This is a genomic window from Micromonospora sp. NBC_01796, assembly GCF_035917455.1.
Taxonomy (GTDB): Bacteria; Actinomycetota; Actinomycetes; order Mycobacteriales; family Micromonosporaceae; genus Micromonospora_G.
Genome location: NZ_CP109078.1, coordinates 3731646 through 3745851, shown reverse-complemented (window position 1 = coordinate 3745851; position 14206 = coordinate 3731646). Strand labels below are relative to the sequence as shown.

12 protein-coding genes and 1 pseudogene are annotated in these 14206 nt (G+C 71.4%); 4 read left to right on the top strand and 9 right to left on the bottom strand.

Annotation, left to right across the window (positions count from 1 at the left end; genetic code table 11):
- Positions 1-58: 58 nt before the first annotated feature.
- On the bottom strand, positions 59-1084 hold the full coding sequence (gene trpS / locus OIE47_RS17315) for a tryptophan--tRNA ligase (RefSeq protein ID WP_326562507.1): 1026 nt from the start codon (positions 1082-1084) through the stop codon (positions 59-61).
- A 134-nt stretch (positions 1085-1218) separates the two neighbouring features.
- Between trpS and OIE47_RS17310 the strand changes: the two are divergent.
- Positions 1219-1728 (top strand): annotated as a pseudogene (locus OIE47_RS17310) (RNA polymerase sigma factor); the annotation flags it as partial.
- A 109-nt stretch (positions 1729-1837) separates the two neighbouring features.
- The gene (locus OIE47_RS17305; RefSeq protein WP_326562505.1) at positions 1838-3097 is read left to right on the top strand and encodes a WD40/YVTN/BNR-like repeat-containing protein; all 1260 of its coding nucleotides are present in this window, start codon (positions 1838-1840) and stop codon (positions 3095-3097) included.
- Between the two features lie 33 nt (positions 3098-3130).
- Here the strand turns inward: OIE47_RS17305 and OIE47_RS17300 are convergent, their stop codons facing one another.
- Entirely contained in the window at positions 3131-4201 is a 1071-nt protein-coding gene (locus OIE47_RS17300) for a hemolysin family protein (RefSeq protein WP_326562504.1), read from the bottom strand.
- Between the two features lie 235 nt (positions 4202-4436).
- Between OIE47_RS17300 and galE the strand changes: the two genes are divergently transcribed.
- Positions 4437-5426, top strand: coding sequence for a UDP-glucose 4-epimerase GalE (gene galE / locus OIE47_RS17295; protein WP_326562503.1), 990 nt, complete (start codon positions 4437-4439; stop codon positions 5424-5426).
- Positions 5423-6607, top strand: a complete 1185-nt coding sequence (gene galK / locus OIE47_RS17290) for a galactokinase (RefSeq protein ID WP_326562502.1) — start codon at positions 5423-5425, stop codon at positions 6605-6607. Before galE ends, galK begins: the two co-directional genes overlap by 4 nt.
- Positions 6608-6667: 60 nt before the next feature.
- Here the strand turns inward: galK and OIE47_RS17285 are convergent, their stop codons facing one another.
- The 7 genes from OIE47_RS17285 to glmU form a co-directional block, all read right to left on the bottom strand.
- Positions 6668-7975, bottom strand: coding sequence for a sulfate adenylyltransferase subunit 1 (locus OIE47_RS17285; RefSeq protein ID WP_326562501.1), 1308 nt, complete (start codon positions 7973-7975; stop codon positions 6668-6670).
- A complete protein-coding gene (gene cysD / locus OIE47_RS17280) occupies positions 7975-8886 on the bottom strand; it encodes a sulfate adenylyltransferase subunit CysD (protein WP_326563138.1) in 912 nt (303 codons plus the stop codon). The genes OIE47_RS17285 and cysD overlap by 1 nt, the downstream gene beginning before the upstream one ends.
- Positions 8887-8964: 78 nt before the next feature.
- On the bottom strand, positions 8965-9804 hold the full coding sequence (locus OIE47_RS17275) for a 3'(2'),5'-bisphosphate nucleotidase CysQ (protein ID WP_326562500.1): 840 nt from the start codon (positions 9802-9804) through the stop codon (positions 8965-8967).
- Positions 9805-9927: 123 nt separating this feature from the next.
- Positions 9928-10518 carry an aminoacyl-tRNA hydrolase gene (gene pth / locus OIE47_RS17270; RefSeq protein ID WP_326562499.1) on the bottom strand — a complete coding sequence of 197 codons (591 nt, stop codon included), beginning with the start codon at positions 10516-10518 and terminating at the stop codon, positions 9928-9930.
- A gap of 77 nt (positions 10519-10595) precedes the next feature.
- Positions 10596-11282, bottom strand: a complete 687-nt coding sequence (locus OIE47_RS17265; protein WP_326562498.1) for a 50S ribosomal protein L25/general stress protein Ctc — start codon at positions 11280-11282, stop codon at positions 10596-10598.
- A gap of 266 nt (positions 11283-11548) precedes the next feature.
- The gene (locus OIE47_RS17260; protein ID WP_326562497.1) at positions 11549-12529 is read right to left on the bottom strand and encodes a ribose-phosphate diphosphokinase; all 981 of its coding nucleotides are present in this window, start codon (positions 12527-12529) and stop codon (positions 11549-11551) included.
- A 49-nt stretch (positions 12530-12578) separates the two neighbouring features.
- The gene (gene glmU / locus OIE47_RS17255; RefSeq protein WP_326562496.1) at positions 12579-14159 is read right to left on the bottom strand and encodes a bifunctional UDP-N-acetylglucosamine diphosphorylase/glucosamine-1-phosphate N-acetyltransferase GlmU; all 1581 of its coding nucleotides are present in this window, start codon (positions 14157-14159) and stop codon (positions 12579-12581) included.
- Positions 14160-14206: the final 47 nt, after the last annotated feature.

Here is a 14206-nt window from a genome sequence, read left to right as displayed (position 1 = left end):
CGACCCTCAACGTCGCCGGGTCGTCCCGGTCCGGATCTGGCCGGTGCCGCCCCGCCGGTCAGTCATTGCGCGCCGCCGGCAGGAACCCCACCCGGTCGTACGCGGCGGCCAGGGTGGTCGAGGCGACAGCACGGGCCTTCTCCGCACCGATCGCCAGCAGCTTGTCCAACTGGGCCGGGTCGTCCAGGTAGGCCCGGGTACGTTCCTGGATCGGGGTGACGAACTCGGTCACCACCGCGGCCAGGTCCTTCTTCAGGTCCCCGTACCCCTTGCCGTCGTACGCCGAGACCAGGTCCTCGATGCCGCGGCCGGTGAGGGCCGCGTAGATGGTGAGCAGGTTCGAGACGCCCGGCTTCTGTTCCTGGTCGAAGAGGACCTCGCGGCCGGTGTCGGTGACCGCCGACCTGATCTTCTTGGCCGACTTGGCCGGGTCGTCCAGCAGCTCGATCAGACCGGCCGGCGACGACGCCGACTTGGACATCTTCGCGGTCGGGTCCTGGAGGTCGACGATCTTCGCGGTGTCCCGCACGATGTACGCCGCCGGCACCGTGAAGGTCGGCCCGAACAGGGTGTTGAACCGCTGCGCCAGGTCCCGGGTCAGCTCCAGGTGCTGGCGCTGGTCCTCGCCCACCGGAACCGCGTCCGCCTGGTAGAGCAGGATGTCCGCCGCCTGCAGGATCGGGTACGTGAACAGCCCCACGCTGGAGCGGTCCGCGCCCTGCTTGGCGGACTTGTCCTTGAACTGGGTCATCCGGCTGGCCTCACCGAACCCGGTGATGCAGCTCAGCACCCAGGCAAGCTGGGCGTGCTCCGGCACCTGGGACTGGACGAACAGGGTGCACCGCTCCGGGTCCAACCCCACCGCCAGCAACTGTGCCGCCGCGACCCGGGTGCGCTGGCGCAGCACCACCGGGTCGTGCCCGGCGGTGATCGCGTGCAGGTCGACCACGCAGTAGAAGGTGTCGTGCGTCTCCTGCATCGCCACCCAGTTGCGGACCGCACCGAGGTAGTTGCCCAGGTGGAACGAGTCGGCGGTCGGCTGGATGCCGGAAAGCACTCTGGGGCGGGCAGGAACGTCGGGCATGCCGGCAATTCTGACAGCAAGCCCGGACCCGCGTCATGACGGGCCTATGCCAACCCGGCCCGACCTCCACCGGCTCGGGAACCCGGACCGCTCGCGGGGACTCGTACGCTGAGGATCTGAAGGGTGGCGATCGGGTGCGCGACCAGGACGGCCGTGGGTCCACCACGGCGGACGAGGCGATCGGCGAGCTGTACCACGCCTGCTACCGGCGGCTCGTCGCGCAGGTCTACGCGTTCACCGCCGACCTCGCCGAGGCACAGGACGTGGTCCAGGAGGCGTTCGCCCGGGCCCTGTCCCGGCCGCGCGGGCTGACCGACGTCGACAACCCGGAGGCGTGGCTGCGTACCGTCGCGATCAACGTCGTCCGCCGCCGCTGGCGCCGCCGGCAACTGCTCGACACCATCCTGCGCCGGGACCGCCCGATCCTCCGGCTGGTCGAGGCGGCGCCCGGACCGGAGCGGGCCGACCTGCGCGAGGCGCTGGCCGGGCTCCCGGTCGGCTACCGGGAGGTCCTGGTCCTGCACTACTTCGCCGACCTGCCGGTCGACGAGATCGCCGGACTGCTCGGGGTGGCGGTGGGCACGGTCAAGTCGCGGCTGCACCGGGGTCGGGCCGCGCTCGCCGCCCGGCTCGGCGACTACGGCGAATCCCTCGGCGGGCCTCCCGGAACAACCCCGGCCCAGCCGACCCCCGCCGGCACCACCGACGCGACCCCCGCCCAGCCGCCCCGTGCCGGCACGACCGAGGTGACCCATGCCTGAGCCCGAAGCCCGTACCCCCCTCGACGCCCACCTGGCGCGCGGGCGGACCGACCTGCTGGACCGGATCGAACAGCCGCCGCTGGCCCGGATCCGGCACCGGGCGGCCCGACGCCGGCGGCGTGGGCGCGGCGCGGCCGGCGGCGCCCTGGCGGCCCTGGCGGTCACCGGCACCCTGCTGCTGCACCCGTGGACCCCGGCGGCCGACGAACCGCCACCGGTGGCCCAGGCACCGCCCGGCGGGCCGGTCTACACCGACGACGGGATCACCATCAACGGCCTGAACGGGCCGGTGACCGGCGTGCCCGGCTCGATCACCGACATCGAGTTCACCGACCCCGACCATGGCTACCTGCTCTCCGAGTGCGTCGACGTCGAGCCGTGCCCGGCCAGCGTGGCCCGGACCGAGGACGGTGGCGGGACCTGGCAGGTGACCGAGCTGCCCGGTGCCACCCGTGACCGGACCGGGATGGACCTGCTCGCCTTCCCCGGCGGGCGGCTGGCGGTCACCGGGGACACCGCGTACACCTCGGTCGACGGGGGGCGTACCTGGCGGGTCGGCGCGCCGGCCGGCACCTCGGCGGCGGGCGGGTTCCAACCCGGCGACCGGCTGCGCGGCCAGGCGCCGGGCGGCTCCCCGGACGGCGGCTGCGCCGAGACCGTACGGGTCTGGCGCGCCGATCAGCTCGCAGACGTGGGCAGCCTCCCCGTCGACGGGATCGGGGTCTGCTGGGTGGCGACCGACGCCACCGCCGACGGGGGCTGGTGGATCGGCGGAACCCGGGACGGGCACCCGGTCGCGGCGGTGACCCGGGACGGGGGCGCGACCTGGACCGAAACCCCGCTCGACACCCCGGACGGCAGACCCGGCACGGTACGGGTCGGTGTCCTCGGCAACCGGGTGTACGCGGTGGTCCTCGGCCCCGGCGGTGAGCTGCGCGGCGTGTTCCGGTCGACGGACGGGGGCGGGAACTTCACCCGTACCTCGGCCGGGGTGCCGGTGGGTGGGCCGGACCGGATGACCGGTGACCCGGTGCCCCTGCTCGACGGCCGGCTGCTGCTCTCCGGTTCCGACAACGGGTGGTACGTCAGCGCCGACGACGGCCACAGCTTCGGCCGGGCCACCGGGAACCTGCCCGAGGTGGGTCGACTGGCGCGTACCGACGCCGGATACGTCGCGTACGACCTGTTCGTCAACGGTTGGGTGGCGTACTCGGCGGACGGCTCGACCTGGCGCAAGCTCCAGATCCGCTGACCCGGCCCCGCGCCTTCCCGGCCGGCACGGATCTCAGGCGGTACGGACGGGTGACTCGTCCGGCGGGGTCGACCGGGGCGCCCGGCGCTGCTCCAGCAGACGGGCCGGGGAGATGCCGATCCGGGCCACCCGTCGACCCTCCAGGGCGAGCACCCGCAGCACCCAGCCGTGGCCGGATCCACCCCGGTCGGTTCCGTCGTCACCGTCCGGGGTCGCCGGGCCCGGGTCGAGGTTACGGAGGGCTGCGCCGGCACCGGTCGCCTCCACCGGTACCGGGATCTCGTCACCCGGTGCCGGGAGCCGCCCGAGTGCGGCCATCACGAACCCGCCCACCGTCTCGTACGGGCCGTCGGGCAGGGCGAACCCGGCCCGCTCGGCGAAGTCGGCCAGGTTGAGCCGGCCGTCGACCACCGCCGGCGCCCCGGCGAGGACCGGCTCGGGTACGGCGTCGTACTCGTCGTGGATCTCGCCGACCAGCTCCTCGATCAGGTCTTCGAGGGTGACGATGCCGGCGGTGCCGCCGTACTCGTCGACCACCACGGCCAGGTGCTGCCCCTCCCGGCGCATCTCGGTCAGGGCGGCGAGCACCCGTTTGCTGCCGGGGAGCTGCTTGACCTCCCGGGTCAGCTCGCGGATCGTGGCCCGCCCGTCGTCCTCCGGGTGGAGCAGCACGTCGCGCAGGTGCACAAAGCCGATCACGTCGTCGTGCGGCAGGTCGACCACCGGGTACCGGGTGTGGGTCTCCGCCCGGACCAGCCTGGCCGCCTCTTCGAGGGTGAGCCGGGCGTTGAGGAAGACCACCTCGGTACGCGGCATCATCACCTCGCGGACCAGGCTCGCCCCGGCCACCAGGACCTCGTCGATGATCCGGCGTTCCACCGGGTCGAGCAGGTCGTTCGCGGCGACCAGGGCGCGCAGTTCTGCCTCGCTGATCCGTTCCCGGCCGGAGATCGGGCTGGCCCCGAGCATCCCGGTGACCAGGCGGGTCGCCGCGTCGGCGGCGCGCACCACCACCCTGGCCAGTCCCCGGGCGACCGGGCCGGGTTGTCGAACAGGACGCCCCGGCGGTCTGCGCCGGGGCCCGGTACTGCCGGATACCCGCATGTCAGAAATGGTAGACACCGGACGCGTACGGGGTGGGGACACGCCAGCGCCGACCCCGGTGTTCGAGTCTGTTGGATTATGGTGGAACCTGATAACAGTGGACAGGTCCGGACCGCGGTGGGACAGCGTCGGTTCGGCGACGTCCGGCAACGCCCGTAATCTGTCCCGCACACCCCCCGGGGTCCTCGCGTGCGCGGCGCACACACCCCGGCGGGCCAGGCAGGGAGGGCACCACGTGAAACTGCTCGTCACCGGCGGCGCGGGCTACATCGGCAGCATCGTCACCCGGCTCCTGATCGACGCCGGGCACCAGGTGGTCGTCCTGGACGACCTGCGTACCGGCCACGTCGAGGCGCTCGCCCCGGAGGCGACCTTCGTCCAGGCCCGGATCCACGACGCCGCCCAGGTGCTCACCCCGGACGCCGGTTTCGACGGGGTGCTGCACTTCGCCGCCCTGATCGCCGCCGGTGAGTCGATGGTCCGACCGGAGATCTACTGGGAGAACAACACCGTCGGCTCGCTCGCGCTGATCGACGCCGTACGCGCTGCCGGTGTGCCCCGGTTCGTCTTCTCCTCCACCGCCGCGGTCTACGGCAACCCGACCGAGCTGCCGATCACCGAGCAGGCCACCAAGGCGCCGACCAACACGTACGGTGCCACCAAGCTCGCCGTCGACATGGCCCTCACCTCCGAGGCGATCGCACACCAGCTCGGCGCGGTGTCGCTGCGCTACTTCAACGTGGCCGGCGCGTACATCCGCCCCGACCGGGCGCTCGGCGAGCGGCACGACCCGGAGAGCCACCTGATCCCGATCGCGCTGGACGTCGTCGCCGGTCGCCGGGAAAAGTTGCAGCTCTTCGGCGACGACTACCCGACCGTCGACGGCACCTGCGTACGCGACTACATCCACGTCGAGGACCTGGCCCGGGCCCACCTGCTCGCGCTGGACGCGGCGACGCCGGGCGAGCACCGGGTCTACAACCTCGGCAACGGCAACGGCTTCTCCAACCGTCAGGTGGTCGAGGTGGTCCGGGAGGTCACCGGCCACCCGCTGCCGGTGGAGATGGCCCCGCGCCGGGAGGGCGACCCGGCCGCCCTGGTCGCCTCGTCCGAGCGGGCCCGGACCGAACTCGGCTGGGTGCCGGCGAAGCCGACCCTGGCCGACATGGTCACCGACGCATGGAGCTTCTACCGCGCGCACATCCTCGCCGAGCCGGTCGAATGAGCCGGGTCGACCAGCGCGAGGTCGCGGCCGGGGTCGCCGCCCGCGCCACCGACGGCTTCACCTCCGGGTACGGCGACCAGCCCGCCGGCACATGGGCCGCCCCCGGTCGGGTGAACCTGATCGGTGAGCACACCGACTACAACGACGGCTTCGTGCTGCCGTTCGCCCTGCCGCAGCAGACGGTCGTGGCCGTCACGCCCCGCCCGGAGCCGGGTTGGACGGTCTGGTCGGAGCAGTCCGGCGAGCGGATCGACTTCGACCTCGCCGACGTGACCGAACCCGGCCGGGTCACCGGCTGGGGCGCGTACGTCGCCGGGGTGGTCTGGGCGCTGCGCGACGCCGGTTTCGACGTACCGGGAGCCAGGCTGGCAATCGCCTCCGACGTGCCGCTGGGGGCGGGGCTCTCCTCGTCGGCCGCGCTGGAGTCGGCCGTGCTGACCGCCCTGGCCGACCTCGGCGGGCTGGACCTGCCGGTGGACGACCGGCCGGCCCTGGCCCAGCGGGCGGAGAACGTCTACGCCGGCATGCCCTGCGGGATCATGGACCAGTCCGCGTCGATCCGGTGCCGGGACGGGCACGCGCTCTTCCTGGACTGCCGGTCGCTCGAGGTCGAGCAGATCCCGTTCGACCTCGACGCGGCCGGGCTGGCGGTGCTCGTGGTGGACAGCCGGGCCCCGCACCGGCACGTCACCGGCGAGTACGCGGCCCGCCGGGCGGCCTGCGAGGCGGCGGCAACCGCACTCGGTGTGCCTGCCCTGCGGGACGTCACGGTCGACGGGCTGGACGGGACGCTCGCCCGCCTCGACGACCCGGTGGTACGGCGTCGGGTCCGCCACGTAGTCACCGAGAACCAGCGGGTCCTGGAGACGGTGGCCCTGCTCCGCGCCGGTCGGGTACGCGAGATCGGTCCCCTGCTGACCGCCTCGCACGCGTCGATGCGGGACGACTTCGAGATCACCGTCCCGGAGATCGACACCGCCGTCGAGGCCGCCCTGTCCGCCGGGGCGTACGGCGCCCGGATGACCGGGGGCGGTTTCGGCGGCTGCGTACTGGCCCTGGTCGACACCAACCGGGTCGAAGCAGTAGCCACCGCCGTCACGGAGGCGTACGCCGCCCGGGGTTTCACCCCACCCCGCGCCTTCCCCGCCATCCCCTCCCCCGGCGCCCACCGCCTCGGCTGAGATGCGAGCAGGGGCCCTTCCTGTCGCCAGCGCGACGGAAAGGGCCCCTTTGCCTACGCGTCAGGCCGTGTCGACGATCATGCCGGCGGCGACGGTGCGGTTGGTGGTCTCGTCGATGAGGATGAAACCGCCGGTGGTGCGGTTGCGCCGGTACTCGTCGGCGAGGAGGGGGACGGTGGTGCGGAGGCGGACGCGGCCGATCTCGTTGAGTCCGAGTTCGGTGGCGGTCTCGTCGCGGTGCAGGGAGTTCACGTCGAGGCGGTAGTGCAGTTCGCGGATGACGGTTCGGGCGGTACGGGTGGTGTGTTTGATGGCGTACTTGGCGCCGGGGCGCAGCGGGGTGCTCTCGTCCATCCAGCAGATCATCGCCTCGATGTCCTGGGCGACGGCGGGGGCGTTGTTCGGCCGGCAGATCATGTCGCCGCGGGAGATGTCGATCTCGTCGGTGAGCCGGACGGTGACCGACATCGGGGGGAACGCCTCGGCGACGGGTCCGTCGGCGGTCTCGATGCCGGCGATCCTGCTGGTGAACCCGGACGGGAGGACCATCACCTCGTCACCCGGCTTGAGTACGCCGGAGGCGACCTGTCCGGCGTACCCGCGGTAGTCGGTGATGGTGGTCGACTGGGGGCGGATCACGTACTGGACCGGGAACCGTACGTCGACCAGGTTCCGGTCGGAGGCGATGTGCACCCGTTCCAGGTGGTGCAGCAGCGACGGGCCCTCGTACCAGGGGGTGTGTTCGGACCGGGTGACGATGTTGTCGCCGCGCAACGCGGAGATCGGGACCACGGTCAGGTCGGGGGCTTCGAGTTTCGCGGCGAAGGCGGTGAACTCGTCGGAGATCCGCTCGAAGACGTCCTGGGACCAGTCGACCAGGTCCATCTTGTTCACGCACAGCACCAGGTGCGGGACCCGCAGCAGGGAGCAGAGGAACGCGTGCCGGCGGGACTGCTCGACCAGACCCTTGCGGGCGTCGACCAGGATCAGCGCCAGGTCGGCGGTCGAGGCCCCGGTGACCATGTTCCTGGTGTACTGGATGTGCCCGGGGGTGTCGGCGATGATGAACTTCCGCCTCGGCGTGGCGAAGTACCGGTACGCCACGTCGATGGTGATGCCCTGCTCCCGCTCCGCCCGCAGGCCGTCGGTCAGCAACGCCAGGTTCGTGTACTCGTCCCCACGCGCGGCGGAGACCGCCTCGACCGCCGCCAACTGGTCGGTGAACAGCGACTTCGTGTCGTAGAGCAGCCGGCCGATCAGGGTCGACTTACCGTCGTCGACACTGCCCGCCGTCGCGAAACGCAACAGGTCCATCGCCCGACCCTCGACCGGCCCGGTCTCGGTGACGGTGACCGCCGTGGTGCTCATCAGAAGTAGCCTTCCCGTTTGCGGTCTTCCATCGCGGCCTCACTGACCCGGTCGTCGCCACGGGTCGCCCCACGCTCGGTGATCCGGGTCGCGGCGACCTCCTCGATCACCAACTCCACGGTGTCGGCGACCGACCGGACCGCGGCGGTGCACGAGGCGTCACCGACCGTCCGGTACCGCACCAGGGTCACGAACGGCTCCTCGGCGCCACGGGGCGCGATGAACTCGTTCACCGCGTACAGCATCCCGTCCCGCTCGATCACCTCACGCTCGTGCGCGTAGTAGATCGACGGCAACGACAACTGTTCCCTGGCGATGTAGTGCCAGATGTCGAGCTCGGTCCAGTTCGACAACGGGAACACCCGGATCGACTCACCCGGATGATGACGCCCGTTGTACAACGACCACAACTCCGGCCGCTGGTTCTTCGGATCCCACTGCCCGAAATCGTCCCGGAACGAGAACACCCGCTCCTTCGCCCGCGCCTTCTCCTCGTCCCGACGCGCACCCCCGAACAACGCATCGAACCGGTACTTCTCCACCGCCGCCAACAACACCGGCGTCTGGATCCGGTTCCGCATCCCGTCGGCGGACTCCCGCACCAGGCCGGACTCCAACGCCTCCGGCACACTCGCCACCACCAACTGCAAACCCAACTCCGCCACCCGCCGGTCCCGGTAGTCGAGAACCTCGGCGAAGTTGTGCCCGGTGTCGACGTGCATCACCGGAAACGGGATCCGCGCCGGCGCGAACGCCTTCTGCGCCAACCGCAACATCACGATCGAGTCCTTGCCACCCGAGAACAGCAACACCGGGCGTTCCAACTCGGCCACCACCTCACGCATGACGAAGATGCTCTCCGCCTCGAGCGCATCCAGATGCGACACCCGGTACGCCGCCGTGCCGTTCATGCCGCGCGTCCGCTGCATCCGCCGCCACCCATGCGCATTCCAGACCTTTCCGGTCGGTCAAGCCGAGAAAACTGGTGCCTAGGCTACCCGGAGATGCCGCCGCAGCGCTGCCAGCAGCCGGGTCGCAAGATCTTTCCGGCAGACCACCAGGTCCGGCAACCGGGGATCGGCCTCGTTGTATTTCAACGCAGAACCATCGATTCGGGAAGCGTGCAGCCCCGTGGCCGTCGCCACAGCCACCGGCGCGGCCGAGTCCCACTCGTACTGCCCGCCCGCGTGCACGTACGCGTCGACCTCACCACTGATCACCGCCGCGATCTTCGCACCGGCCGACCCCATCGGCACCAACTCCGCACCGACCTCGTCCGCCAACTCGGTCAGGAACGCCGGCGGCCGACTCCGACTCGCCGCCAACCGGATCGTCCGCGCGCCCGGCGCGGTCGCGGACAGCAACGTCATCGGGGGGTACGCCGGCGGATGGTCCGTACCCAGCACCCGGTGCTGGGCCGGCAACGCCACCGCCCCGCCGACCAGCCCGTGCTCGCTCGTCGCGGTACGCGCCCAGAGCGCCACGTGCACCGCCCAGTCGGACCGGCCCTCCTCGGAGAACTCCCGCGTCCCGTCCAGCGGGTCGATGATCCACACCCGGTCGGCGGTGATCCTCGGCGGCGCCGCCGGACCCAGATCGGCGGACCAGGCCCGCCGCGCCCCGTCGTCCTCTTCGGAGAGCACCGCGTCCGCCGGCCGCCAACGGGCCAACTCGGTACGGAGCAGATCGTGCGAGACCTTGTCCCCGGCCGCCTTGAGCGCCCCCGGATCCGCGTGCCCCAACTCGGTCCGCAACTCCATCAGCGCATCCCCGGCCCGGGCCGCCAACCAGCGGGCGAAGGCACCGTCGATCACCGGCGGCGTGGCCATCAGCGGACTCCCGGAGTCAGGGCGGCCTCGAGAACCACAACACACACGATCACTGACCGCCTCCTCGCTGACGGAACCCGCCTCCCCACCCTCTGCGGCACACTACCGCCGACCTCGTGGTGGTCAGGCGCTGTGGTACGCGTTTTGCGTCCACTCCACTCCCCGGAGGATGACCGACTCCACCACATCGGCCGCCCGATCGACCAGAAAGTCCAGCTCCTTGCGCTCCACGGCAGAGAAGTCCGAGAGCACGTAGTCCGCCGGATCCTGCCGCCCCGGCGGTCGCCCGACGCCGACCCGTACCCGGACGTAGTCCTTCGTCGCCAGCGACTTCGACATCGACCGGAGCCCGTTGTGACCGCCCTCGCCGCCACCGACCTTCACCCGGAGCTGCCCGTACGGAATGTCCAGCTCGTCGTGGACCGCGATCACCTGCACCGCCGGCACCTTGTAGAACTGCGCCAGTGCCACCACCGGACCACCGGAAAGATTCATGTACGTCAGCGGCTTCGCCAGCACCAGCTTCGGACCGCCGAAGCCCAGCCGCCCCTCGGCGACATCGGCGACCGCCCGCTTGTGCCGGCCGAACTTCGCCCCGATCCGGGAAGCGATCAGGTCGGCGACCATGAACCCGACGTTGTGCCGGTTACCCGCGTACTCCCGGCCGGGGTTGCCCAGCCCGGCGACCAGCCACGGCTCCGCCTCGTCCGCCACACCCGTCTCCCCTGCGTGTCAGCAGTACGGAACAGGCGCCCCCGACCTCGTCGGGGGCGCCTGCGTCACGACATCGATCAGGCTTGGGCCGGAGCCTCGGCCTCGTTCGCCTCGGCGGTCCCGCCCTCGGCGGCTTCCTCGCCCTCGGCAGCCTCCTCGGCTTCCTCGGCCGGCGCCTCCTCGACAACCCCGGCACCCTCGGCCTCGAGCTGCTCGGCGGTCGGCGCACCGGTGATCACCACGAGCACCTGCTCCGGGTCGGCGATCAGCTCGACGCCCTCGGGCAGCTTCACGTCACCGGCGGTGATCTGCGAGCCGGCACCCAGTCCCTCGATCGAGAGGTCGAGGTGGTCCGGGAGGCGGGTCGCGTCGGCGCTCACCGAGAGCGTGTCGATCTGCGGCATGACCAGGGTGTCGCGGGCCGCCTCGCCGACGAGCTGCACCGGGATTTCCACGGTGACCTTCTCGCCCCGGCGGACCAGGAGCAGGTCGATGTGCTCGAAGGTGTCCTTGATCGGGTCACGCTGGATCGCCTTCGGCAGGGCGAGCGCCTGGGTGCCGTCGCTCACGTCGATGGCGAAGAGCTGGTTCGCGCCGCCACGGCGGATCGCCGCGGCGAACTCACGCGCGGGAAGCGCGATGTGCTTGGGGGCCTCACCGTGGCCATACAGCACGGCTGGCACCTTGCCTGCCCGACGGGTACGACGGGCACCACCCTTGCCGAACTCGGTACGGGGCTCGGCGCTGATCTTTACCTCGGACACGGGGAAACTCCTGATATCGTCGCTACGGCGGAACGTCGGCTGGCGGTGCTGGGGCGAGGGGCTCGCTGGGGCTCTTGCGTGCAGAGCACTGCCCGGAGCACCGCGTCGATGACGGAACCTCCGTGCGGCGCTTCTGTCAGCGGCCCGCTGGGCACCCTCGCCGTGGCAACCGCACTATCCTACCCGAGGTCGAGCAAAGCATTCAGGCGGTACCCCGGGTAACCGCGCCGACGCCCTGACGAGCACCGGCGCGGACCGGATCCGGCCTAGCTCAGACCACCGAACAGCGTGGTCACCGAGCCGTCGTCGAACACCTCGCGGATCGCCCGGGCCAACAGCGGAGCGATCGACAGTACGGTGATCTTGTCCAACTGCTTCTCCGCCGGCAGCGGCAGCGTGTTGGTGACGATCACCTCGCTGATCCGGCTGTTCTTCAACCGCTCGGTCGCCGGGTCGGACAGCAGCGCGTGGGTCGAGGCGACGATCACGTCCGAGGCGCCCGAGTCGTACAGGATGTCCGCCGCCTTGCGGATCGTCCCACCGGTGTCGATCATGTCGTCCACGATCAGGCAGACCCGGTCCTCCACGTCACCGACGACCCGGTTCGCCACCACCTGGTTCGGCTTCATCGGATCACGGGTCTTGTGGATGAACGCCAGCGGGCAACCACCCAACCGGTCCGTCCACCGCTCGGCGACCCGTACCCGGCCGGAGTCCGGCGCGACCACCGTCATCGGCCGCCCGGCGTACTGGCGCTCGACGTACTCGGCCAGGATGTCCATCGCGAACAGGTGATCCACCGGCCCGTCGAAGAAACCCTGGATCTGTGCGGTGTGCAGGTCGACGGTGAGGATCCGGTTCGCACCCGCGGTCTTGAGCAGGTCCGCCACCAGCCGGGCCGAGATCGGCTCCCGCCCCCGGTGCTTCTTGTCCTGCCGCGCGTACGGATAGAACGGCAGGACCACGGTGATCCGCTTGGCCGAACCGCGCTTCAGCGCGTCGACCATGATCAGCGTCTCCATCACCCACCGGTTCACCCCGTGCGTGACGGACTGGACGACAAAGGCGTCCGAACCACGTACCGATTCCTTGAACCGTACGAAGATCTCGCCGTTGGCGAACTCGTACGAATCGGAGGGCGTGGGCGCCACTCCGAGTACCTCGCCGATCTCCTTCGCCAACTCCGGGAAGCCCCGCCCGGAGAAGAGCATCAGGCTCTTGCGGTTTTCGGCGACGATGCTGCCCATCGGCTCGTCTGCTCCCGTTGGTCGGTGGTTCCCGGCGGTGGACCAGGGACTATTCGGTTGCAGTATCTCCCTTGGCCGGGCCGACGCCACCCGCATCGGCCGCCGCGTGGATTGCCTCACCCTGGCTTGCGCCGTCGGCACCGGACAGTGCGCGTTCCGCCGCTGCGGCCTGGGCCCGTTCCGCCGCCTCCGCCGACCGGGTACCGGCCCGTCGACGGGCCACCCAACCCTCGATGTTGCGCTGCCGGCCACGGGCCACCCCGAGCGCGCCCGGGGGCACGTCGGAGTCGATCGCGCTGCCGGCCGCCACGTACGCACCCGCGCCGACCTCGACCGGGGCGATCAGGGTCGTGTCGCAACCGACGAAGGCCGCCTCGCCGACCGTGGTGCGGTGCTTGGCCACCCCGTCGTAGTTGACGAAGATCGTCGCCGCGCCGATGTTGGCCCTGGCACCGATGGTGGCGTCACCCACGTACGACAGGTGCGGCACCTTGGCGCCCGCGCCGACCTCGGAGTTCTTCACCTCCACGAACGTACCCACCTTGGCCTGTTCGGCAAGCCGGGCGTCCGGCCGCAGGTAGGCGTACGGTCCCACGCTCGCCCGGTCACCGATCACCGCGCTCACCGCGTGGCTGCGCAGTACGGTCGCACCGGCGCCGACGCTCGTGTCGATCAGCGTCACGTCCGGGCCGACAACCGCACCGGTGCCGACCGAGGTCGCACCGCGCAGCTGGGTGTTCTGGTCCACCACCGCGTCCCGGTCGAGGGTCACCGTGACGTCGATCCAGGTGGTGGCGGGATCGAGCAGGGTCACCCCGGCACGCATCCAGCCGGTGTTCACCCGGTCGCGCAGCAGTTGCCGCAGCGCGGCCAGCTCGACCCGGTCGTTGCACCCGAGGGTCTCGGTGGCGTCCGCGGCGACGTGCACGACCACCGGCTCACCGGTGGCGGCGAACAGCCCGAAGACGTCGGTGAGGTATTCCTCGCCCTGGTCGTTGTCGGTGGACAGCTTGCCGAGCGTGTCCCGCAGCCGGGCCGCGTCGAAGGCATAGATGCCGGCGTTGATCTCCCGGATGGCGCGCTGCGCGGGGGTCGCGTCGCGCTCCTCCACGATCTGCTCCAGTCGCCCGACCTCGTCCCGGACGATCCGGCCCAGGCCGGTCGGGTCGGGCACCTCGGCGGCGAGCACGGTGGCCGCGGCACCGGCCGTCTCGTGCGCCTCGACCAGCGCGGCCACGGTCTCCGGCCGGAGCAGGGGGGCGTCGCCGTTGATCACGATCACGGTGCCGGCCCGGTCGGGGGCGGCGTCGAGGGCGATCCGGACGGCGTGCCCGGTGCCACGCTGCTCGGCCTGGAGGACCGCGTTGGCGTCGGGGGCGACCTCGGCGAGGTGCCCGGTGACCTGGTCGGCGCCGTGTCCGACCACGACCAGGGTGTGGTCCGGGGCCAACGGCGCGGCGGCGGCCAGCACATGACCGACCAACGTACGGCCGAGCAGTGGGTGCAACACCTTGGGCAGTGCCGACTTCATCCGCTTGCCCTCGCCTGCGGCGAGGACGACTACGGTGCGGACGCGGGGCTGGGACACGAGGGAGCTCCCGTCAGAACGGTTGGCAGTCTGCGGCCCCATGCTAGCCGCGCCACCGGAACCGGTCGCGGGGTTCCCTTGAACCGAAC

What these genes read in the sequence shown, in the direction of transcription:
- OIE47_RS17260 (WP_326562497.1), bottom strand. Translation starts at nt 12,529, where the DNA reads ATGGGCAGCATCGTCGCCGAAAACCGCAAGAGCCTGATGCTCTTCTCC.
- glmU (WP_326562496.1), bottom strand. Translation starts at nt 14,159, where the DNA reads ATGGGGCCGCAGACTGCCAACCGTTCTGACGGGAGCTCCCTCGTGTCC.
- cysD (WP_326563138.1), bottom strand. Translation starts at nt 8,886, where the DNA reads ATGAACGGCACGGCGGCGTACCGGGTGTCGCATCTGGATGCGCTCGAG.
- trpS (WP_326562507.1), bottom strand. Translation starts at nt 1,084, where the DNA reads ATGCCCGACGTTCCTGCCCGCCCCAGAGTGCTTTCCGGCATCCAGCCG.
- OIE47_RS17305 (WP_326562505.1), top strand. Translation starts at nt 1,838, where the DNA reads ATGCCTGAGCCCGAAGCCCGTACCCCCCTCGACGCCCACCTGGCGCGC.
- OIE47_RS17300 (WP_326562504.1), bottom strand. Translation starts at nt 4,201, where the DNA reads ATGCGGGTATCCGGCAGTACCGGGCCCCGGCGCAGACCGCCGGGGCGT.
- OIE47_RS17285 (WP_326562501.1), bottom strand. Translation starts at nt 7,975, where the DNA reads ATGAGCACCACGGCGGTCACCGTCACCGAGACCGGGCCGGTCGAGGGT.
- OIE47_RS17275 (WP_326562500.1), bottom strand. Translation starts at nt 9,804, where the DNA reads ATGGCCACGCCGCCGGTGATCGACGGTGCCTTCGCCCGCTGGTTGGCG.
- galK (WP_326562502.1), top strand. Translation starts at nt 5,423, where the DNA reads ATGAGCCGGGTCGACCAGCGCGAGGTCGCGGCCGGGGTCGCCGCCCGC.